Annotated in this window: 20 protein-coding genes; 8 read left to right on the forward strand and 12 right to left on the reverse strand. The window is 59.4% G+C overall.

The genetic code is table 11. The features are described from left to right. Positions 1-5: 5 nt before the first annotated feature. The 8 genes from V6R85_RS16325 to V6R85_RS16360 all read right to left on the reverse strand — a co-directional run bounded on the left by V6R85_RS16325 (position 6) and on the right by V6R85_RS16360 (position 8991). Complete coding sequence (locus V6R85_RS16325; protein ID WP_003508507.1) at positions 6-911, reverse strand: UTP--glucose-1-phosphate uridylyltransferase; 906 nt, start codon at positions 909-911, stop codon at positions 6-8. Between the two features lie 67 nt (positions 912-978). Next, the gene (locus V6R85_RS16330) at positions 979-1974 is read right to left on the reverse strand and encodes a glycosyltransferase family 2 protein (protein WP_060723806.1); all 996 of its coding nucleotides are present in this window, start codon (positions 1972-1974) and stop codon (positions 979-981) included. Then, positions 1974-2918, reverse strand: a complete 945-nt coding sequence (locus V6R85_RS16335; protein ID WP_080867077.1) for a glycosyltransferase — start codon at positions 2916-2918, stop codon at positions 1974-1976. The genes V6R85_RS16330 and V6R85_RS16335 overlap by 1 nt, the downstream gene beginning before the upstream one ends. Further along, positions 2915-3913, reverse strand: a complete 999-nt coding sequence (locus tag V6R85_RS16340) for a glycosyltransferase family 2 protein (RefSeq protein WP_060723808.1) — start codon at positions 3911-3913, stop codon at positions 2915-2917. The genes V6R85_RS16335 and V6R85_RS16340 overlap by 4 nt, the downstream gene beginning before the upstream one ends. Positions 3914-3930: 17 nt before the next feature. Further along, positions 3931-5112: a hypothetical protein gene (locus V6R85_RS16345; protein WP_003508515.1), complete on the reverse strand. Its 1182-nt coding sequence runs from the start codon at positions 5110-5112 to the stop codon at positions 3931-3933. A gap of 84 nt (positions 5113-5196) precedes the next feature. Continuing rightward, positions 5197-5988, reverse strand: a complete 792-nt coding sequence (locus V6R85_RS16350; protein ID WP_112295403.1) for a glycoside hydrolase family 16 protein — start codon at positions 5986-5988, stop codon at positions 5197-5199. Between the two features lie 4 nt (positions 5989-5992). Further along, positions 5993-7141, reverse strand: a complete 1149-nt coding sequence (locus V6R85_RS16355) for an acyltransferase family protein (RefSeq protein WP_077998598.1) — start codon at positions 7139-7141, stop codon at positions 5993-5995. Positions 7142-7512: 371 nt separating this feature from the next. Continuing rightward, a complete protein-coding gene (locus V6R85_RS16360; RefSeq protein WP_060723448.1) occupies positions 7513-8991 on the reverse strand; it encodes a lipopolysaccharide biosynthesis protein in 1479 nt (492 codons plus the stop codon). 117 nt (positions 8992-9108) lie between these two features. On the opposite strand from V6R85_RS16360, the gene V6R85_RS16365 reads away from it, so the two are divergent. Both V6R85_RS16365 and V6R85_RS16370 read left to right on the forward strand, forming a co-directional pair. After that, positions 9109-10074 (forward strand): glycosyltransferase family A protein, encoded by a 966-nt coding sequence (locus tag V6R85_RS16365; RefSeq protein WP_107677763.1) that lies wholly within the window; start codon positions 9109-9111, stop codon positions 10072-10074. Positions 10075-10125: 51 nt separating this feature from the next. Beyond that, positions 10126-11094: a polysaccharide pyruvyl transferase family protein gene (locus V6R85_RS16370; RefSeq protein ID WP_080867078.1), complete on the forward strand. Its 969-nt coding sequence runs from the start codon at positions 10126-10128 to the stop codon at positions 11092-11094. Positions 11095-11349: 255 nt separating this feature from the next. Here V6R85_RS16370 and V6R85_RS16375 read toward each other — a convergent pair whose 3' ends face one another. Together V6R85_RS16375 and V6R85_RS16380 are read right to left on the reverse strand one after the other, a co-directional pair. Beyond that, positions 11350-12339 carry a glycosyltransferase family 2 protein gene (locus V6R85_RS16375; protein ID WP_111834585.1) on the reverse strand — a complete coding sequence of 330 codons (990 nt, stop codon included), beginning with the start codon at positions 12337-12339 and terminating at the stop codon, positions 11350-11352. A gap of 110 nt (positions 12340-12449) precedes the next feature. Further along, positions 12450-12728: an exopolysaccharide production repressor protein gene (locus tag V6R85_RS16380; protein ID WP_336377087.1), complete on the reverse strand. Its 279-nt coding sequence runs from the start codon at positions 12726-12728 to the stop codon at positions 12450-12452. 340 nt (positions 12729-13068) lie between these two features. Between V6R85_RS16380 and V6R85_RS16385 the strand changes: the two genes are divergently transcribed. Then, entirely contained in the window at positions 13069-13335 is a 267-nt protein-coding gene (locus V6R85_RS16385; RefSeq protein ID WP_020812422.1) for a DUF6074 family protein, read from the forward strand. Positions 13336-13406: 71 nt separating this feature from the next. Here the strand turns inward: V6R85_RS16385 and V6R85_RS16390 are convergent, their stop codons facing one another. Then, positions 13407-14303: a tetratricopeptide repeat protein gene (locus V6R85_RS16390; protein ID WP_003508539.1), complete on the reverse strand. Its 897-nt coding sequence runs from the start codon at positions 14301-14303 to the stop codon at positions 13407-13409. A gap of 133 nt (positions 14304-14436) precedes the next feature. After that, positions 14437-14664, reverse strand: a complete 228-nt coding sequence (rpsU, locus tag V6R85_RS16395) for a 30S ribosomal protein S21 (protein WP_003508541.1) — start codon at positions 14662-14664, stop codon at positions 14437-14439. A gap of 317 nt (positions 14665-14981) precedes the next feature. On the opposite strand from rpsU, the gene V6R85_RS16400 reads away from it, so the two are divergent. From V6R85_RS16400 to V6R85_RS16420, 5 genes are read left to right on the forward strand one after another with little or no spacing between them, the layout of a single operon-like run. Continuing rightward, a complete protein-coding gene (locus tag V6R85_RS16400) occupies positions 14982-16235 on the forward strand; it encodes a sarcosine oxidase subunit beta family protein (RefSeq protein WP_003508543.1) in 1254 nt (417 codons plus the stop codon). 2 nt (positions 16236-16237) lie between these two features. Further along, on the forward strand, positions 16238-16648 hold the full coding sequence (locus tag V6R85_RS16405) for a hypothetical protein (protein ID WP_035213317.1): 411 nt from the start codon (positions 16238-16240) through the stop codon (positions 16646-16648). Positions 16649-16659: 11 nt separating this feature from the next. Continuing rightward, positions 16660-16974 (forward strand): sarcosine oxidase subunit delta, encoded by a 315-nt coding sequence (locus V6R85_RS16410; protein ID WP_020809520.1) that lies wholly within the window; start codon positions 16660-16662, stop codon positions 16972-16974. Continuing rightward, positions 16971-19931 (forward strand): sarcosine oxidase subunit alpha, encoded by a 2961-nt coding sequence (locus V6R85_RS16415; RefSeq protein ID WP_112295399.1) that lies wholly within the window; start codon positions 16971-16973, stop codon positions 19929-19931. The genes V6R85_RS16410 and V6R85_RS16415 overlap by 4 nt, the downstream gene beginning before the upstream one ends. Beyond that, on the forward strand, positions 19924-20478 hold the full coding sequence (locus tag V6R85_RS16420; RefSeq protein ID WP_020809522.1) for a sarcosine oxidase subunit gamma: 555 nt from the start codon (positions 19924-19926) through the stop codon (positions 20476-20478). Before V6R85_RS16415 ends, V6R85_RS16420 begins: the two co-directional genes overlap by 8 nt. Positions 20479-20539: the final 61 nt, after the last annotated feature.

A 20539-nucleotide genomic window follows, 5' to 3' on the forward strand; every position in this document is an offset into this window, starting at 1 on the left:
TAAAGTCAGGCCGCCTGGACGCGGCTTTCGTGGTTCGCCACCAGTTCCTTCACCGAAGCGAGAACCTGGGCTTCCATGTCGGCGCGCAGCAGCGAGAAGGCGACGTTTGCGGCAATGAAGCCCTGCTTGCTGCCGCAGTCGAAGGTGCGACCGCTATATTTCTGCGCATGGAAAGACTGCTTTTCCGCAAGCCGCCTCATGCCGTCGGTCAACTGGATTTCATTGCCCGCGCCGCGCTCCTGCTTGGCGAGAATATCGAAGATTTCCGGCTGCAGGATGTAACGGCCATTCAGGTAATAATTCGAAGGCGCCTTGGATGGTTCCGGCTTTTCGACCATTTCGGTGACCGCAAAGCCGTGATTGACCTTCTGGCCGACGCCGACGACGCCATAGGACGAGACTTCTTCCGGCAGGCATTCCTCGACGCCGAGAATATTGCCGCCGACTTCGTCATAAAGCTCCATCAGCCCGGCAATGCAGCCGCGTGCGCCATAGGACACCATGTCAGGCAGAAGCAGCGCGAAAGGCTCCTTGCCCACCAGTTCGCGTGCACACCAGACGGCGTGGCCGAGACCGAGCGGCACCTGCTGGCGCGTATAGCTGACGGTGCCGGCAACCGGCAGCATCTTTTCCAGCTGCAGTACCTGCACGGTCTTGCCGGAACGGGTGAGGGTATTGATGAGTTCAGGCGCGCTGTCGAAATAGTCTTCGATGGCGGTCTTGTTGCGGCTCGTGACGAAAATGATGTGTTCGATACCGGCCTGCATGGCCTCGTCGACGGCATATTGCACGACCGGTCGATCGACGATCGTCAGCATTTCCTTTGGCATCGCCTTGGTGGCGGGCAAAAACCGCGTGCCGTTGCCGGCTACCGGAATGACGGCTTTTCTGACAGTTTTGTTCAGGTCCATCGCGTTCTCCTTCATCAAGGTTTGATCTGTCCCCAGTCCCCGCGCAGATTTCGTCTACGCGTAAATTTCACGAAATCTGTCTTTTCACCCCTGTATTCGCTCCGGGCGCAAACATGGCGTCCCGCAGCCTCCTCAGCCGCACTGCAATCGGCATTCTTAAGTGCCCCAGCACGGCAGGATCTCGGATTGTGGTCTTCAAGGCGCCCAGTACCGAGCGGCTCTTGATGTTTTCCACCAATGTCAAAAAATTATGCGCCAGCCGCAGGCTGCGGGCTCTCGCCTGCTGCGCATCCATGGCGGCGGGCAGCAGAGTGTAATGGCTCAGGAATTCCTGATCCGCCCGCATCATCGCTTCGACGTGATGAAGTTCAAGCACGCGCGAAATCGAGCCTTCGCGGATATTGTAAATGTAACCCGGCTTCGGTTCGATGACGCAGAGGCCGCCGGCGGCGAGCGCCGAGGCGAGCAGGATATAATCCTCGCCGATGCGGATATCCTCGCGGAAGCGCAGTGCCTCGCTATTGAGGAAATCGCGCCGGAACATCGGTTTCATGTAGCCGAAATTGAAGGTGGAGCGGAACAGGATGTTGGAGGAAATAAAGTCCTCAAGCGTGAGGGCGGATCGTTCCTCCAGAAACTCTTCCGGAAACATCGTCTCCATCGGCCTGCCGTCGGTATAGACCACATCGAGATTATCGACAGCGATGTCAGCATTCGCGGCCTCCGCCCGGCACATCATGCAGGCAGAACGCTCCGGGCGGATGACGTCGTCGGAATCGAGCACGGCGATCCAGCGTCCCGTCGCGGCCTCGATGCCGGCATTGCGTGCACCACCCGGACCGCGGTTTTCTTCGAGCGCAAGCAGGCGGATGCGGGGATCGATGGCGGCAATCGCCTCAACGAAGGGGATGGTATCGTCGGCGGAACGGTCGTCGACGACGATAACCTCCAGCGTCACACCCTGCTGGTCGAGCGCGCTTTGAACGGCGGCTTCGATCGTATCGGCGGCATTATAGGCGGCGATGACGAAGCTGATATCGGGCGGGGAGGTGAGATTTTCCATCAGGTCGCCTCCACCGCGCCATACTGGCGGATTTCGCGCACGCCGAAAGCGCCGCTCATCGAGCCCATATGCAGCGCGCCGCGCAGCGCATAACGGTTGCGGCGCACGGCGTTGAAGCCGTTCAAGGCGGCGAATACGCCACAATACAGCATTTTCGAACCTGCCTTCAGCACCTGAACCACACGGCGTGCACCGGGTTTCTTTTCAGCCAGCACGCGGCCGTGGGTCTGGCCGGAGCGGAAGCGGCGTTTGGCAAGCCACATGAAGCTTGCCCGATTTTCCGGAACCGGCTCCGACAAGACGGCGTCTTCCGCAAAGACGATACGGCCGCCTGCGGCGTGAAGATGCGAGAAGAAATGGGTGTCCTCGCCGCCGCTCTGGCCGAGCGCCAGCGCGAAGCGCCGGCCCTTGACCGAGGGCGCATCCATCTTGAGCAGCGTGTTGCAGGTATAGCCGGTGATGATCTCGCCATTCACCCACACCGGAACTGTCGAGTGGAAATCGCCGCGTTTCATCCAGCCCGGCGCATTGTCCCGGTAAACCGCCGTCACGGGGCCGAGGACGGTTTCCGCACCGGTCTCGTCGGCTTTTTCCAGAAGGGCGGCCAGCCAGTGCGGCGGGGCGGTCTCGTCATCATCGATAAAGGCGAGATAATCCGCGCTGCATTCCGACAGGCAGGCATTGCGGGCAATCGAAATATTCGATTTCGGGCAATGAACATAGGTGATCTCGAAGGGTGCGGTTTCACGCAGGCGATCGACGCTTGCCTTGGCGCTCGGCTCCTCGTCATTATCGGCCACAATCAGGCGAACTTTCACGCCTTCCGGCACGTCCAGCTCGAAGAGTGACAGAAGTGTGGCGACGAGTGCCGGGCGTCTGTAGGTGCAGATGCCGATATCGACGGTCTTGAGATTTTGCGTGCCGGTGACGGTGTTGTCGGTCATGAGACAGCCTTTCTTCCCCGGAATTTCAGGAGTTCCAGCCAGAAGCCGGTGGACCAGGCCAGATGCATCACCATCGCCGAAAAGGCGGCGAGCGGGCCGTATGGGTTTTGCTGACCTATTGCCATCCACAAGCCATAACCCACACATGCGGCGATCCAGAGGCCGAGCGGAATAAGTGCGGCCCAATGCACGAGCGACAGTAGCGCGAGGATGAAAACCGGCAGGACGGCGAGCGGAATCATCTGGCGGATTTTCGGGATCGAGCGATGTTTCAAGAGGTTCTTTGCCCGGCCACGGCCATAGGCGAGATATTGCCTGAACAGCGGCATGACGCTTGCGCGCGGATAATAGGTCATGCGGGTCTTGTCGGTCATCCAGAGGCGGAAACCGGATTTGCGTAGCCGGAAATCCAGTTCGGCATCCTCGTTATGGCTGAAGCTCTCGTCATAACCACCCACCGCATCGAAAGCGGCGATCCGCATCAGCGCGTGGTGGCCATGGTCTATCCAGTGGCCTTTGGCGCCTTCGCGGTGCTTGGAGCCGCCATTGCCGAGCTTGGAATTCTGGGCGATGGCCGTCGCCTTTTGGAACAGGCCGTGGCCGACCGTATCCATGGCGACGACGACGGAATCCGCGCCGGTGCGCTCGGCGTCCTCGATCAGCCTCTGGCAATAATCATCGGGATAATCGCCATGGGCGTCGATGCGGATGAGGTAATCAAAATCCTCGCCGAAGGTGGCGACGGCAAGATTGATGCCGGCGCTCTGGATGCGCTTCGGATTGGCGAGAAGCGTGACGCGATCGTCCTTTGCGGCAAAGGCGGAAACGATATCGCGGGTTCCATCCGTGCTGCCGCCATCTGCGACCACGATGCGGAAGAGACGCCCTTGCATCGCATCGGTAAATTTGACAAGCAGCCCCTCGATCGTCTTCGCCTCATTGAGGCAGGGTATGACGATCAGCGTTCTGATGCCGGAATGACCAAGACCTTCCATGATTTGCCCCCTACGCACTACACGGGTGAAAACTGCGCTTCGCGGGCGTGGCCGGAGGCGGATTTGGCGAGAGAGGACAAGTGCTGGACCAGCTGACGGCAATCGTCGCGGTCGGTCAGCCATTGTTTCCTGTCTGTTGTCGAGAGGGTGTTGAAGGCGTCCGCATAGATTTGCGGGGTCATCTCCGCAAACAGGGCGGCAAGATCGTCAGCGTCGGCATTCTGCAGGACAAAGCCGATACCGCGCTTTTCGATGAAACGCGCAGTTTCCGTGCCGGCAAGTGCAATCGGCAGGGTGCCATAAAGGCAACCCTCATAAAGCCGGTTGGGCAGAAGCCAGCTCGAATTCTGGCCTTCCTCGAAAAAGTCGATAGCCCAGGTGAACTGCACCTCGTTATAGATGGCGGCGAGGTCTTCGGGGTTCTTGTAAGGTCCGTGGAAATGCACATGCGGGGCGGCGGCTACGAAACCGTCGAAATCTGAAAACTCCGAATAGGCCGGCCGGCCGCGCAGGATGATTTCGACCCTGCCTTGCATGCGTCCGGCAAATTCGGCGAGGATCTCAAGTGATTTGCGGCAGCGAAGCGCGCCGAACCAGCCGATTTTCCACGGCTCGCCGGGGGCGGGCGGGCGCGGTTGCGGGGCGGCGGCAACGGCGGTGTCGAGCGCCAGCACCTTGTTTTCCTGCAGCAGGACGGGAAGGTCGAGGCCCGACACGGGCTTGAAATAATGCTCCACGAAGGCCGGAGAACTGGTGATCAGCAGTTTCGCGTCGCGGGCGAAATAACGCTGGGCGGCGTTCAGCATCTGCCCGGGCTTGCCCTTGTTGAGAAGCAGGCGGTGAATGTCGAGACATTCATAAACCAGTGCCGGCTGCCCGGCATAGATCGACATGGCCCGCTTTGCCAAAGCCAGCATTTCCAGGTTTCTGGCAAGAATGACATCGGGCGCGGGGATGTCGTTCAGGGTCTTGCCCAGCGAGAGGCTGGCTTTCGCCACCGCCGCCATGCGCTGCAGAAACTGCCCGTCGGCGGTTTCCCCGAGCACAACGGGCACGACGCCTTCAATCTCCGCCAGCCGGTTCTGCCCGCGCCGGAAACCGGCCAGCGTGACCCGTGCCCCGCCCGCAAGCAAGGTCAGTACCCGCCGACGAATGGCGGGGTCCGACAGATCATGCGCGAGATAAAGAACATGGGTCATGCAGGGTTCCGGTTGGTTTCATGCGTCAGAGACGCCGCAGCTTAGGTTTTGGTGCAAAAAAATCGGAGCGGTTCAAAAATGCGGTCAATTAAGGGCGCAGGCGATGGACTCTGGAAACTGGCATTTGTCACCGAGCGCCGTGAAGGCAAACCGGTCAACGATCATTTGTGATGGTCCCGCATAGGAGAACCGGCCCATCCAGTCCTTCAGCGTGTCGGTGCCCCACAGGCTGAAGAAAATCTTCTGGGCGTTCTGGGGGATTTTCGTCTCGTCCGTCACTTCATGGACGAGCTTGCCGTTGACGTAATAACGCAGGCGCTGCGGCTCCCAGACGAAAGCGTAGTCGTTGAAGCCGGCATCGGCGCCGCCTTCCACAGGCACCAGCTTCTCATTACCGCCCTTGGCGGAAATATACTGGTTCAGCTGCACCTTGCCCGTGTTCTTGCCGAGAACCTCGAAGTCGATTTCATCGTGCGGCTTCTTGTCGGTCGGGCCGATATAGGTGAAGAAGGCGGAGTTCAGGCCGGAGCCGGTGGCGGCCTTCATCCGTGCTTCATAGGTGCCGTAGCGATAACGCCCCTTGGTCTGGATTTCACCGCAGGCGAAGTTGCGATCACCGGCCTTGGCTTCCTCGAAACCGAGTGTGAGCTGGCCGTTTTCCACCGTTGCCAGCTTCTTCGACCAGGTGCAGTTCTGATGCGCGCCGTTGTTCCAGCCGTCGGAAACGTACCAGAAAGATCGGTCCATGGAATCGAAGTTCTCGATGAAGGACGTGCCGTTGCCTTCCTGCGCGTGGATCGGCGTTGCAAAAGCTGCGGCCGAAAGGGCCGTGGCAAGAAGAATGCGTGTCTGAACGCGGGTGACAAATGTTGTCATTGGTTCACCTCTGTCGTTGCGAATAAAGCGTTTCGGATGTGGGCGGGCCGATCATGGAGGCCCGTTTGGTCGCAAAATCGGTCATCGTCTTGCGTTTGCCGTTGCGGCTTCCGGTGAGCACGGAATAGACGGCCGGTAGATATTTCCGCGTCTGTGCGTTGCTGATGATCAGAATGACAAAGGCGGAAAGTGTCGCGGTGATATAGAAGGCGGGATAGAAGTCCGGCCCGCCCTTGTTCCAGACCATCCACATGATGACGAGCAGGGGATAGTGGGCGCAGAATATCCAGAAGCTCAGGCTGCCGGTTTCGGCAAGCCGCTGGCCAAGCCGGCTGCGGATCAACAGCGCGGAGGATGCCCAGAAGCCGAGCGCGCCGAAGACGGCAAGCAGATTGCGCGACATGTTGAGCCAGAAGGTGAATTCCGGCCCGGTGAGATAAAGTCCCGTCGCCAACATGGCCGAGGCGACAAAGGTCAGCGCCATGATCGGCACGGCGTAGGGGTCGAGCGCCTTGACGTCGATACGGTGGAGGGCAAGCGCGATGCCGAGCGAGAAGCTGAAGAGAATGGATTTCTTCTGGACGATGAAGATCGTCAGGTCAGGCATGGCGGTGATGAAGAGCAGGATGGCGAGGGTCGGCAGGGCGAAGCGGCGCATCAGAAAGGCGAGCACCGGCGACAGCAGAATGCAGACGAACAGGTCGCGCAGGAAATAAAGCGGCACATTTACCGGCAGCTCTTCGAGCGCGGTTCCATGGCTGATGATTTCACGCGGGCTGGCATTCCACAGATCGGGGAAATACCCGATGCCGACATCAAAGAGCTGGATCAGCAATACGGCCGCAAACAGCGCGCCATTCCACAGAAGGAAAGGCAGCAGCACGGTTTTTGACTTGGAGCGGATCGTCGCCGGATAATCGAACCCGCTCATGCCGCGGCGAAACAGCAGATAGCCGGAAATGGCGCTGAGACAGGGAACGCCGATGCGAAACAGCGCATCGCCCAGAAAAACCCGCAGCCAGTCGAAGAAGCCGTAAAGGCCAAGAAACGGGCTGGTCTCGGCATCGTGCGGCACATGGACGAACACGATTCCTGATATCAGCAATATGCGCATCAAGTTGATACGGGAGGATAGGTTCTGATCGACAGTCACATCAGTCACCCCTATTGGGCGGCGTCCACCCACGCCGCGTTGCAACCAGAGCGAACGTAAGCCCGCACTGGAAAGTCTGGTTTCGACTTTGGGATAAAATGTGGCGACGCGGGAAAAACACAAGATTAGATTTTGCGGGTGAATGTCTGGCGTCAGCGCCATTTCTTCGCTGAATGGAAGTCAAATAATTGAAATAACTGAAATTTTTACAAACTCACACATCGTTAAAAATCGCTGAAGCGTGTGAATTTGTCATTTGCCGTGATGTTGCGCTGCAAAAAGACGGCTGACTTGACCTCGCCGCGGTGAATGAAAACCTCGCGGCGAGGGCGCTTAACGGCGGAAATGAGGCGCATTTTTCCGCTATATTTCTAACCTTGGGTTGCAGTGTCCCGCATACGCCGCGATTTGACCATGCCTAAGATTTTCCCAAGCAGCGCGCGTTCGGTGAGCAGGATCAGCACCCCGTAGATGACGCCGCCCACGGCTGCGCCGATGAGAACCTGAAGGGTGGCACTGGGAATGCGCTCAGCCAGAACGTGAAGCAGATAACGCACCGCAACGGCCATCACGAGTGCCGCGATCATCGGCCTGCTGCTGACATAAAGGCCGCGGAAGAACGGTGTGTCGCTCGCCTTGAACACCGCCCAGGAATATGCGACCAGCGTTACCGCATTGACGATGCAGAGCCAGACCATGGCGTCGATCAGCGTGCCGTAAAGTGCTGCGAGCCACACTGCCACCGTGGTGACGATGGCGCGGATCGTCGCCGACCAGAACAATACGCGGCCGTAACCTGCACCCTTCAGGTAGGGGATGAAGGTGCTGCATGGTGTCAGAATGGCCTTCGATAGCGCCAGCAGGCCGAGAACCGGCCAGGCATAGGCCCAGTTCTGCCCGAAGATGACAAGCATGGCGGGCTCGGCCACGGCCCAGAGGCCGAACATCATCGGCGCCAAGAGCACGGTCAGAACCTGCGTGCTGAACATCAGTGCATCACGACGGCGCTGCGGATCGTCCATCATGCGGCTGAAGGCGGGAAACAGAACGCCCATGACGGCGGACAGAACCACCTGATTGGGAATGCTGGCGAAACGATTGGAGGCGGAATAGGCGCCGGCATCCGCCAGACCCAGGTGTCGGGCAATGACCACCATCGGTGACTGGAAGGTGACGAAATTGGCGATTTCCGATCCCATCAGCCCCGAACTGAAGCCGAGAAGCGGCACGAGACGGCGCGGTTTCATGACGAAACGCGGGCAATAGCGCGAAACGGCATACAGCCCGACAAGCCGGATGAGGGCGGCGGCGAAAAGCTGGATGATGAGCGCCCAGACGCCGAAGCCGAGAAGGGCGAGCACCACGGCGACAACCGCGGCGATGCTTTCCGACGCCATGCTCCAAAGCGCGTCCTTGCTGAAATTCATGCGCCGGGCGAGCAGCGAATAGGCAACATCGCCAGCAAGCTGCAGCGGAATGAGGAAGGCCATGATGCGCAGCAGATAGGCGCTTTCCACTGCACCTAGCAGCCCGCCGAAAAACTCCGCCCAGATGTAGAGGACGGCAGCCATGGTGCAGGAGATCGCCAGATTGGCCCAGAAGACGGTATGGATCGTTTCCATATCCTCTTCCTTTTCGACGATGAGGGCAGAGGTGAGCCCCGCGCCGGCGATCATGGTCAGAAACTGTACAACCGTTAGTCCTACCGCCACCACCCCGAATTCCTCTGGGGAAAGCAACCGTGCAAGAATGGGGACCGTGACAAATTTAAGCCCGAATGTCCCTGTTTTTGATAAAACGCTCCAGCCGACATTCGTGGTGATGGTCTTTACATTTGGCGCTGGGGGCATACAAGCATCCTGTTTCTGGAGGCCGGCGGGAGGAAGCCGGTTGGGAGTTGCCGATACCATCGGGGCCGCTTTTAGGATCGGGCCCGACACTTCTTGATCAACGCAAGGGGCGAAACAATGGCAAGATTTACTGTCGTCATTCCCTACTACCAAAAGCAGCACGGTATCTTGGGACGTGCACTCGCATCGGTTTTTGCGCAGACTTACCAGGACTTCGATCTTGTCATCGTCGATGACGAATCGCCATACCCGATCGATCAGGAACTTGCGGAAATTTCGCAGGAACAGAAAGACCGGATTATCGTCATTAAACAGTCCAACGGCGGACCGGGCGGCGCCCGCAATACCGGTCTGGACAATATCCCTGATGGCACCGACTATGTCGCCTTTCTGGATTCCGACGATATCTGGACACCTGATCATCTGCGCAATGCTGCCTTCGCGCTTCAGACCTATGGCGGCGAGTGCTACTGGGCCTCAATGCAGGCAAGTGACGAATTTTATTATCATTTCGCCATTTCCGAGCTGGAAAAAAATGAGGGTGCGGCAAGGCTTTCCGAGAAGCCGCTGGTGATCGAACTGCCGGATCTGGCAAGTGTCATGCTGCGCAACTGGAGCTTCCTGCATCTCTCCTGCATGGTGATCGGCCGTCCTCTTTTCGAGAAGATCCGCTTCGACCCGGCGCTGCGTCTGGCGGCGGAAGACGTGCTGTTTTTCTGTGATTCCATCCTCGCATCGAAGCGGACGCTTCTGTGTGATGATGCCGGCGCGATGCGTGGCATGGGCGTCAATATCTTCCACAGCATCGACAATACCTCTCCGGAATTCCTGCGCCAGCAGTTCAATACCTGGGTGGCGCTCGATACGCTGGAGGGCCGTTTTTCACGCCGGCCGGACGATGTCGCCTCCATCGCTTCCTATAAAAACACGGCGCGCAAACAGGCGCTGTGGAGTCAGGCGGGCAATCTGAAACGGCGCAAGGCGCCCGAATTCGGACTGCTTCTGAAATGGGCGATGCGCGATCCCGCACTGCTGCGTGCTGCTTTCGAACTCGGTGCCGGAAAAATCGTCCGCTCGAGATGAGCGAATTCTCGCCCACAAGAATTTATATGTTTTTCACCCAGGAGTGACCTCATGAAACCTTACCACTGGGAATCTCATCACGGCAATTTCGGTGACGATCTCAACCTGTGGCTGTGGGACTTTCTGCTTCCGGGCCTGCGCGATGTGCATGACGATGTCATGCTGGTCGGCGTCGGCACCGTGCTGAACGATGTTCTTTTGCCCGCAAAGCAGCGCAAGCTGGTGATCGGCAGCGGCTATGGTTATGGCGCAGTGCCGGATACCAGCACCGAGTTCTGGGATATTCGCTGTGTGCGCGGCGACAAAACCGCCGCCAAGCTCGGGCTCGCCCCTGAAAAGGGCATTGTCGACCCGGCTGTCATGGTCACCGAGATGCCTGACTTCAAAGGCCTGCCGAAGCTCTACAAGAAGACCTTCGTTCCCCATTGGGAATCGGCGGAATTCGGCATGTGGGAAACGGTCTGCGAACCGGCCGGGCTGACCTATCTCGACCCGCGCGGCGAGGCGAAGGCTGTCATCCGCGCCATCGCGCAGTCGGAATTCATCGTCGCCGAATCCATGCATGGCGCAATCCTTGCCGATGCCTTCCGCGTGCCGTGGGTCGCGGTCAGCACCTCGCCGTCGATCAACAGCTTCAAATGGAGCGACTGGGCCGGCAGCGTGGGTGTCGAATATCAGCCGCGCTACGTGCCGGTTTCAACCCGCGCCGAGGCGGCGAAAAAGGGCTCGCGCTTCTGGGGCATGAGTTTCCCGCCGCCGCCAGGCCCGGTCATTGCCGAAACCGGTTCCGTCTCGGCGCATGGGGGCCCGGCGCATGAGGGCGATGTGCTGGTGCGGCCGCAGGAGAATCAGTCCCGATCGCTGCGCAAACTGGCCAAGCAGGTGCTGGCCGCGCCTTCCACGCTGGCGCTCTGGCAGGCAAGCCGTGCGGAGCCACGCCTCAGCCCGGACGGCCGGCTGGAGGAGCGCAAGGAGCGTTTCGCCGCCGTTCTGGAAACGGTGAAGCGGGACTATCTCTGAGGGTCTAAGATAGTCGGCGGCGGTGCTTCCGCTCGCGCCACGGATAAAGTGCAGCGGCACCTATGCGTTTGGCAAAGCGGAGCATCCGCAGGCCGTCACCCCGGGCTTGATCCGGGGTCCAGCGCGATCAAGTCATTGATCGCGAAAGACTCTTTCACGCGCAGGCGTGCCGTGGCTGGATGCCGGATCAAGTCCGACATGACGGAGGAGGGAACGGCGGACTTGTCGTCGTTCTTGCGCCAGTGGGTTCTACCCTCACGAAACCGGCGTGCCATCCAGCAGATAACGAACATCCCGCACCGGCGGCGGTTTGCGGAAGCGCGCGGTCTTGTCGGTCCAGATGCCGCGCGTGATGGCGGGCAGGGCGGGCAGCCGCGTCAGGGCGTGGCTCAGCGCACCGCCCATGCCCTTCTGATTTTTCGCATCGAGAAAATGACGGAGCTCGAATTTGGCGCGGATATGTTTTTCATGTTCGCGCAGGATCGCCGTTTCCTCTGCCGAGAGCCGGCAACCGGCGAGAATGGCCTTGTCCGCCTCATATAGGCGGCGAAGATCTTCGGTGCGGTGACGGCCGCTCAGCGAGTTGCCGCGCACGATCGCGCCGTAACCGCAATGGCGGATGACCTTGTAACGTGCACCGGCGGCAAGCGCCCGCACGTAAAGTTCGTAGTCTTCGCCAAGCCGCAGGCCGTCGTCATAACGCAATGCATGTTTGTCGAGAAATGCGCGGCGTATCACCGGTTTCAGAAAGCCGGTCTCCCCGCGCTCCACACCGGGCCTGGAAATATTGCCTTCCACAAATTCCGTGAGCGACAGAAACCGGGCCTGCGGTTCGAAACGGACCGGCTGTATGGAGGATGCGCCGGGGACCGATTGCTGGATGAAGGCAATATTGTCGGCCACGAGATCCCAGTCGTCATCGGCCAGCATGGCTGCGAAACGACCCCGGAAAAAGAAGTCGTCCGCATCGAGAATGCTGATCAACGGCGCGGATGAAATCGAGATGGCGTGGTTGCGCGCGGCCGAAGGGCCGCGATTGACATCGAATCGTACGACCCGCAGACGGCCCGTGCCATCATCCGCCGCATGCGCCACATCGCTCGTCGTATCGGTGGAACCGTCGTCGATAACCACGACTTCCCCGACCTCCGGCTCCACAAGGGCGGAGCGGATGGCTATATCGATCGTTTCGGATGCATTTTTCGCAGCGATGATGACGCAAATGGGCTGTGAACCACTCACCATGTGTTGTCCTTCTGCTTTGACCAACCGTCAGGATTTGGCCAGCAGAAAGTGTCAGGCGTGTGGATGCAAGCGATTTTTTTGCGGCGCAATAAAAGAAGCTGCGTAAAAACTCACATATCGGTCAGTTTGGCGCCATGCGGCGGCGGGCTTTTTACGGCGTCCGCCGGTATTGCCTCGGTGCCACGGTCCCCCGCGAAGGTTTCCCGCATGCGCCGTTTTTCCCGGGCGACCAGAACAAGAATCCCAATAAAATAACCGACTTGCAGAATGACCGCACAGATGAGGGTCTGGATGAATGCCGTATAGAAGGAGCCGTGGATGAAATATGTCGCAACCGCAAAGGCAAGCAATGCACCGATCATGCTGAAAAAAACACGAGGTGCATACATGGTGCTCTCCTCCCGAGAACGATTTCTCCATTTTTGACTGCGCTGCGGCATTTTTTTTCTTTGCAAGAAATATACGATGAGACCGGTGCTGTTTCAACACACATATACTTCTTCTAACGGTTGCGGCATGAAATTTCGGTAATCTTGATTGGTAAATTCCTCGGTAATTGCTGACTTCCCCCGATCGGGGCTGCCTTACCATGCGATTCCATGCTTTTGAGAGGCATAAAAGCCTTCTCTTGCGGCCATTGCTCGCTGTCTTACATCCTCTGCAGACTTCGTTAACCATCTCGCCTTTAAAAAGTCGGTATTGATTCCTCAGCAAGAGCAAGGTGCCCGCGTGACAACGAGTTCAGAAGTAATCGCCTTTCCGGCAAAGAACCGTATTGCCGACGTTAAACGATGTGCAACCATGCTCGACCGGCTACATGGTGTGGAGGCGAATGATTTCTGGCGCAGGGAGTGCCGTGAACTGGCCGCCTATCTGACGGAACTCGGTTATGAGGACGCTGCCATGCGGCGTGAAGTCATGGAGTTTCAAAATGCGGTGCAGGCGGAATTGTGGGCGGGTGACGCCACGCCGGAAGCACGCCGCGACAGCCATTGAGGCCTCATCGGTTTCCATAAAAAAGCCGGCGGGTGACAGACCCGCCGGCTTTTTTGTTCGTGCCCGTTTGATCAGGAGGCGCCGGCGCCGCGTGTGCGGGCAACGCCGTCAAGTGCCGGCTTATATTTCGGGTCGAGCCGGGCCGCATGCCCATAGGACTTGGCGGCCTTGGCCATCTCGCCGCGCCGCTCATAGACGAGCGCCTGGTTGGCCCAGGATTCTGCCACATTACCGTCAAGCGAAATGGCGTGGTTGAAATCCGCGAAGGCGTTTTCGTCGTCATTGAGTGCGACGTAAGAAAGACCGCGGCCATTATAGGGCTCCGGCGATGTCGACGACAGCGAGATCGCCTTGGAGAAGTCTTCGATGGCCTGGGCATGCTGGTTGCGCAGCTGGTAGATCAGGCCGCGATTGTGCCAGGCGCGTCCGTCGGTGGTTTCAAGCTCGATGGCGCGGGAGAAATCGTTGAAAGCCTCGTTCACGCGTCCGGACTGGCGGTAAAGATTGCCACGGCCGATCAGCGCCACGTCATAGCTCGGATTGATCTGCAGGGCGGCGTTGTAGTCCTGCAAGGCCTGCTGCTGCTGTCCGCTATTGCGGTAAACCAGCGCGCGGTTGGCATAGGCCTGGTAAAAGCGCGGGTTGAGCTGCAGCGCCTTGTTGAAATCTTCGATGGCGCGGCGCGAATCACCGGCGCGGCCGTAAGCCGAACCACGGACGTTATAGCCTTCGGGATCCTGCGGATTGGCGTTGATGACCGAGGTAAGCGAGGCGATATTTTCCTGCGAACCCTGGGCGCGGTCGATCCTGAACACATCTTCCGTCTGGTTGGAAGTCGCGCAGCCGGAAAGACCGGCAAGGACGGTACAGACGACCAGAGAAGCGCGGAACCCTCTGTTGTTTTTCAATGGCACCCGGCGCGTGGAGGCATCGGAGTTTTTCACAACACAGGCGTCGACAGCGATCATTCGGTGTGGGTTCCCTCGCAGGCCGGTCTCACGATCGTTCTCAAGAACATTCTCCGGCCACAAACACAAAGAGCGGCGGCGAATTGATCGCCCCCGCCCAACAAGCATTCAAAAACGTCCAAAAGACGGCCTATTAACGGCCTGCGCGGGGGCCTGCAACCAGACCTTCGCGCTGTGCACGCTTGCGTGCCAGCTTGCGAACGCGGCGAACGGCTTCAGCCTTTTCGCGGGCGCGCTTCTGGGAGGGCTTTTCGTAATAATCGCGCATTTTCATTTCACGGAAAATGCCTTCGCGCTGCATCTTTTTCTTCAGGGCGCGGAGCGCCTGATCAACGTTATTGTCGCGGACTAGTACCTGCACGTTAAACCCGTTCCTTTAGTTTGGTTATCTTGCTGTGTGAATAAAGGCATTCACACGCAAACAAAAAATGGTTCGTCCGGCTGTCGAGCTGGGCGATTGGTGACGTGCAATAACAGATCATTTGCAGCAAGTCCAGCCGCTAGCGCATAATCAACCAGCAAAATGCGGCCTGCCCGGAATTCCGCCTGCGATGTCGAAACAAAATCATTGCGACGTCGCAAAATGAATATTGCCTCCCATCCCGATTTGCCATGTGTATGATACGGGCCGGAACTATGTTTACGGCCTCTGGCCGGTTCTTGAGGAGCAGACTGCGAATGCGCAAATATTCCGTTTTTGCCGTGGCGCGTGAGGCGTTGCGGGGTCATAAAGGGTGGGATGCGCAATGGGCTTCACCCGAGCCGCGCAAGGATTATGATGTCGTCATCATCGGCGGCGGCGGGCATGGGCTCGGAGCGGCCTATTACCTTGCCAAGGAACACGGCATTACCAATGTCGCAGTTCTGGAAAAAGGCTGGCTCGGCGGCGGCAATACCGGCCGCAACACCACCATCATCCGCTCCAATTATCTCTATGAAGAGAGCATGGATATTTACGAGCATTCCCTGAAACTGTGGGAAGGCTTGAGCCAGGATCTCAATTACAACGTCATGTATTCGGCGCGCGGCGTGATGATGCTGTCGCACAATATCCATGATCGGCAATCCTTCAGCCGCCATATCAATGCCAACCGTCTTTATGGCATCGACAATGAGTGGCTGACGCCGGAGCAGGCGAAAGCCTATTGCCCACCACTCGATATATCCGGCAATGCGCGTTACCCGATCAATGGTGCAGCCCTTCAGCGCCGCGGCGGCACGGCCCGCCACGATGCGGTGGCCTGGGGTTATGCGCGCGCGGCTTCAGACCGTGGCGTGCACATCATCCAGAATTGTGAGGTCACGGGCATTCGCCGCGGGCCTGATGGCGCGGTGACGGGCGTGGAGACCAATCGCGGTTTCATTGGCGCGAAAAAAATCGGCGTTTCCGCCGCCGGTCATTCCTCGGTCATCATGAAGATGGCGGACGTGCGTGTTCCTCTGCATTCCAACCCGCTGCAGGCGCTGGTGTCGGAACCGCTGAAGCCGATCTTCCCCTGTGTCGTCATGTCCAACACGGTGCATGCCTATATTTCGCAGTCCGACAAGGGCGAGCTGGTTATCGGCGCTGGCACGGACCAATATAACTCCTATTCGCAGACCGGCGGCCTGCAGATCATCACCCACACGCTCGACGCCATCTGCGAGCTGTTCCCGATCTTCCGCCGCGTCAAGATGATGCGGCAATGGGGCGGGATCACCGACAACACGCCTGATCGTTCCGCTATCCAGAGCGTGACGCCGGTGCAGAACCTCTTCGTCAATTGCGGCTGGGGCACGGGCGGTTTCAAGGCGACGCCGGGTTCGGCCAATCTCTTCGCGCATCTCATCGCCCGTGGCGAACCGCATCGCCTGGCGGCCGGTTTGACGCTTGACCGCTTCCGCACCGGCCGTCTTATCGACGAGGCTGCCGCTGCCGCGGTGGCGCATTGATGCTGGCGGCGGCGGCTATGCTTGCGCTCAATATATCTGGCGCGGCTGCAGCCGTGCCCGCCGGCAGCGTCATTCCCGAGGCTAAGGATTTCCGCAGCCAGAAGATTGCGAAAATGCAGGGTGAGAAAGACTGGCCCTTCGTGGCGGAAAAGGGCCTGCTTCTCTGCGCGCCGAGCCTTACGACGAAGATGGTTTATTTCGTCGGCGAGCAGGACGACGGTAAGCAGGACTACCCCTTCGCGATCGACACCGACATGATGGCGGTTGCCATCGTCAATATGGGCCGGGCCTCGGCGCTGAGGCCATTCGATAATTTCGAGCAACTTTTAAAGCGGCTTTCTCCGTTCGTTTCGATGGGCAGACGGCTGTGTGACCAACCCGCCGGAACAGCGCTTCCGGAAAATTCTCTCTAGGTGGAGCGACGATGCTTCTGATCCATTGCCCCTATTGCGGGGAAGACCGTTCCGAACTGGAATTCCGCTGGGCGGGCGAAGCCCATATTGCCCGGCCGGAAAACATCGCCGATATTTCCGACGAGGCCTTCGCGGAGTATTTCTTCATCCGCGACAATGACAAGGGCCTCGTTTTCGAGCGCTGGCGTCACATTCACGGCTGCGGCCGCTTCTTCAACGCCGCCCGCGATTCGGTGAGCGACAAATTCCTGATGACCTACAAGGCGGGTGAACCTAAACCCGATGCTGAAACGGTCCTTTCCGCAGAAAAGGGAGCCGGGAAATGAGCGGCGATTATCGTATCAAGGGCGCTGGCCGTCTGACCCCCGCCAGAACCGCACGCTTCACCTTCGACGGCAAGATCTATCCGGCGCTGGAGGGCGACACGGTCGCGTCAGCGCTTCTGGCAAATGGCGTGCATCTGATCGGCCGCTCGTTCAAATATCACCGGCCACGTGGTTTCCTTTCCGCCGGACCGGAAGAGCCGAATGCGCTGATCGATGTCTCACGCGACAGCCTGCGTAAGCAGCCCAATGTTCGCGCCACGGTGCAGGAGGTTTTCGACGGCGCCATCATCGCCTCGCAGAACCGTTTCCCGTCGCTGTCCTTCGATCTGAACGCCATCAACGACGTTCTGTCTCCGATGTTCGCGGCCGGTTTTTATTATAAGACCTTCATGTGGCCGAAGGCCGCCTGGCACAAGATTTACGAACCGCTGATCCGCCGCGCCGCCGGTCTCGGCAAGGCGCCGAGCGAACCGGATGCGGATCACTATTCCGGTCGTTATGCCCATTGCGACGTGCTGGTCGCCGGCGCCGGCGTTGCCGGCCTGACGGCGGCGCTCGCTGCTGCAAAGACCGGGGCCAGCGTCATTCTGGTGGATGAAAATGCCGAAGTTGGCGGCGCGCTGCGTTTCGATACCGGTGCAGTCATCGATGGTCTGCCCGGTTATGAATGGGCGCAGAAGGTTTTCGCCGAACTGAAAGCCCTGCCCAATGTGCGGGTTCTGACGCGCACCACCGCCTTTGGTTATTACAACCACAATTTCGTCGCGCTGGCCGAGCGCGTGACCGACCATCTCGCCACGCCCGCCAGACACCAGCCGCGTGAGCGGCTGTGGCAAGTGCGTGCGAAGAAGATCGTGCTCGCGGCGGGCGCAATCGAGCGCCACATGGTCTTCGCTAACAATGACCGCCCGGGCATCATGCTGGCTGCGGCCGCCCGCACCTACCTCAACCATTATGGTGTGGCCGTCGGCCATAATGTCGGGGTCTACACCGCCCATGATTCGGCCTATGAGACGGCCTTCGATCTCAAGAAGGCGGGGGTGAAGATCGCCGCCATCGTTGATTGCCGGGAGAACCCGGATCAGCGCCTGCTGGACGAAGCACGGGCGCTCGGCATTGAAGTGCTGGCGGGTCACAGTGTTTACAACACCGCCGGCCGCCTGCGCGTCTCCTCGATGACCGTTGGCCGCAATGGTGGCGCCAACAAGCGCAAGATCGCCATCGATGCGCTTGTCGTTTCCGCCGGCTGGACACCCTCGGTGCATCTCTTCTCGCAATCGCGCGGCAAGCTGAAGTTTGACGCGGCTAACCAGCGTTTCCTGCCGGATATCCATGTGCAGAACTGCGTTTCCATCGGCGCCTGCAACGGCACGGATGATCTTTCCGCGATCATTGCCGAAGCGGCAGCTGCCGGTGGCGGTTCGGTGGCGTTTTCCGGCGAGAATGCGCGCGCCTGGACGGGCGGCATGATCGGTGCCGCCGAAGGCGCGGGTGAGGGCACCGGCGTCAAGGCCTTCATCGATTTCCAGCACGATGTCTGCGCCAAGGATATTCGCCTTGCCGTGCGCGAAGGCATGCATTCGGTCGAGCATATCAAGCGCTTCACCACCAACGGCATGGCGTCGGATCAGGGCAAGATGTCCAACATGCATGGTCTCGCCATCGCATCGGAGGCACTTGGGCGGGATTTGCCCAAGGTTGGTCTCACCACCTTCCGCCAGCCCTATACGCCGGTCACCTTCGGCACGCTCATCAACCATTCGCGCGGCGCGCTGTTCGATCCCACCCGCAAGACGCCGATGCACGAGGAAGAGCTTGCGGCCGGCGCGGTTTTCGAGGATGTCGGCAACTGGAAACGCGCCTGGTTCTTCCCGCGGGCGGGCGAGGGCATGCATGAGGCGATCAACCGCGAATGCAAGACGGTGCGTGAGAGCGTCGGGGTGTTCGATGCCTCCACGCTCGGCAAGATCGAGGTGGTCGGCCCGGATGCGGCGAAGTTCCTGAACCTCATCTACACCAATGCCTGGGATACTCTGAAACCCGGCCGCTGCCGTTATGGCATCATGACCCGTGAAGACGGTTTCGTTTACGATGACGGTGTTGTCGGCCGTCTTGCCGAAGACCGGTTCCATGTCACGACGACGACGGGCGGCGCGCCCCGCGTTCTCCAGCACATGGAAGATTATCTCCAGACCGAATTCCCCGATCTCGACGTCTGGCTCACCTCGGCAACCGAACAGTGGGCTGTCATTGCCGTGCAGGGGCCGAAGGCGCGGGAAGTCATCGCGCCCTTCGTTGAGGGTATCGATCTGTCGCCGGAAGCCTTCCCGCATATGGCGGTAGCCGAAGGCAAGTTCTGCGGTGTGCCAACGCGCCTCTTCCGCGTCTCCTTCACCGGCGAACTCGGCTTCGAAATCAATGTGCCGGCCGATTACGGCGCCGCCGTCTGGAGCGCGATCCGCGACAGGGCGGAAGCCGTCGGCGGCTGCCTTTATGGCACCGAAACCATGCATATCCTGCGTGCCGAGAAGGGTTACATCATCGTAGGGCAGGATACGGACGGAACGGTGACACCTGACGATGCCGGGCTTGCCTGGGCCGTTTCGAAAAAGAAGACGGATTTCGTCGGTATCCGCGGGCTGAAACGCCCCGATCTCACGCGCTCCGGCCGTAAGCAGCTTGTTGGCCTGAAGACCAAGGACCGGCTGACCGTTCCGGATGAGGGCGGCCAGATCGTCGTTGATCCGAACCAGCCGAAACCGATGACCATGCTCGGCCATGTCACCTCCGCCTACTGGTCGGAAAATCTCGGCCATTCCATCGCTTTTGCGCTGGTGGCGGATGGCAGGGCGCGCATGGGCGAAACGCTCTATATTCCACTTGCCGATAAAACCATTGCCGTCGAAGTGACCGACATGGTCTTCCTCGACAAGGAAGGAGCCCGTCTCAATGGCTGACATGCTGCACGCAAAACGCAAATCCGTGCTTGAGGATTTTCACGGCGGCTCTCCCTTCGTATCGCTCAAGCCTGCGGCTTCCGCCTCGCGGCTGTCGCTACGCGCACGGGAAAGCGCCGTACCGGCGCTGTCCGAAGCGCTCGGTCTTGCGCTGCCCACCAGCCCGAAGAGTTCCGTCACGTCGGGCCTGCGTTCCGCCCTGTGGATTGGGCCGGATGAATGGCTGGTGATCGATCAGGGCGAAAGCGACCTGATGGCAGCGCTCGCCAATGTTGCGGGCCTGTTTTCGGCAACCGATGTTTCCCACCGCAACACGGCCGTCATCGTCTCCGGCGCTGGCGCGGAAGCAGCGCTCAATGCCGGCTGCCCGCAGGACCTTTCTCACGCAAAATTCCCTGTCGGCGCTTGCTCACGCACCGTCTTCGGCAAGGCGGAAGTGGTGCTGCTGCGCACCGCGGACGATACGTTCCGGGTGGAATGCTGGCGCTCCTTTGCCGAATATGTCGGCGGGCTGCTGCAGGAGGCGGCGGCGGACGTGGCGGTTTAGACTCTTCAAGCGTTTTAAAAAGAGAGCGGCTTATATCTGTCTGAAGACATGGAGTTTTTAA

Source organism: Agrobacterium sp. CCNWLW32, from assembly GCF_037083425.1.
Classification (GTDB): domain Bacteria; phylum Pseudomonadota; class Alphaproteobacteria; order Rhizobiales; family Rhizobiaceae; genus Agrobacterium; species Agrobacterium radiobacter.

Bases quoted from the DNA above. Each gene is read 5' to 3' on its own strand.
- V6R85_RS16330 (WP_060723806.1), bottom strand. From the start codon at position 1,974: ATGGAAAATCTCACCTCCCCGCCCGATATCAGCTTCGTCATCGCCGCC.
- V6R85_RS16380 (WP_336377087.1), bottom strand. From the start codon at position 12,728: ATGTATGCACCTCGTGTTTTTTTCAGCATGATCGGTGCATTGCTTGCC.
- V6R85_RS16420 (WP_020809522.1), top strand. From the start codon at position 19,924: ATGGCTGACATGCTGCACGCAAAACGCAAATCCGTGCTTGAGGATTTT.
- V6R85_RS16340 (WP_060723808.1), bottom strand. From the start codon at position 3,913: ATGGAAGGTCTTGGTCATTCCGGCATCAGAACGCTGATCGTCATACCC.
- V6R85_RS16415 (WP_112295399.1), top strand. From the start codon at position 16,971: ATGAGCGGCGATTATCGTATCAAGGGCGCTGGCCGTCTGACCCCCGCC.
- V6R85_RS16325 (WP_003508507.1), bottom strand. From the start codon at position 911: ATGGACCTGAACAAAACTGTCAGAAAAGCCGTCATTCCGGTAGCCGGC.
- V6R85_RS16370 (WP_080867078.1), top strand. From the start codon at position 10,126: ATGAAACCTTACCACTGGGAATCTCATCACGGCAATTTCGGTGACGAT.
- V6R85_RS16335 (WP_080867077.1), bottom strand. From the start codon at position 2,918: ATGACCGACAACACCGTCACCGGCACGCAAAATCTCAAGACCGTCGAT.
- V6R85_RS16410 (WP_020809520.1), top strand. From the start codon at position 16,660: ATGCTTCTGATCCATTGCCCCTATTGCGGGGAAGACCGTTCCGAACTG.
- V6R85_RS16345 (WP_003508515.1), bottom strand. From the start codon at position 5,112: ATGACCCATGTTCTTTATCTCGCGCATGATCTGTCGGACCCCGCCATT.
- V6R85_RS16360 (WP_060723448.1), bottom strand. From the start codon at position 8,991: ATGCCCCCAGCGCCAAATGTAAAGACCATCACCACGAATGTCGGCTGG.
- V6R85_RS16350 (WP_112295403.1), bottom strand. From the start codon at position 5,988: ATGACAACATTTGTCACCCGCGTTCAGACACGCATTCTTCTTGCCACG.
- V6R85_RS16400 (WP_003508543.1), top strand. From the start codon at position 14,982: ATGCGCAAATATTCCGTTTTTGCCGTGGCGCGTGAGGCGTTGCGGGGT.
- V6R85_RS16365 (WP_107677763.1), top strand. From the start codon at position 9,109: ATGGCAAGATTTACTGTCGTCATTCCCTACTACCAAAAGCAGCACGGT.
- V6R85_RS16375 (WP_111834585.1), bottom strand. From the start codon at position 12,339: ATGGTGAGTGGTTCACAGCCCATTTGCGTCATCATCGCTGCGAAAAAT.
- V6R85_RS16390 (WP_003508539.1), bottom strand. From the start codon at position 14,303: ATGATCGCTGTCGACGCCTGTGTTGTGAAAAACTCCGATGCCTCCACG.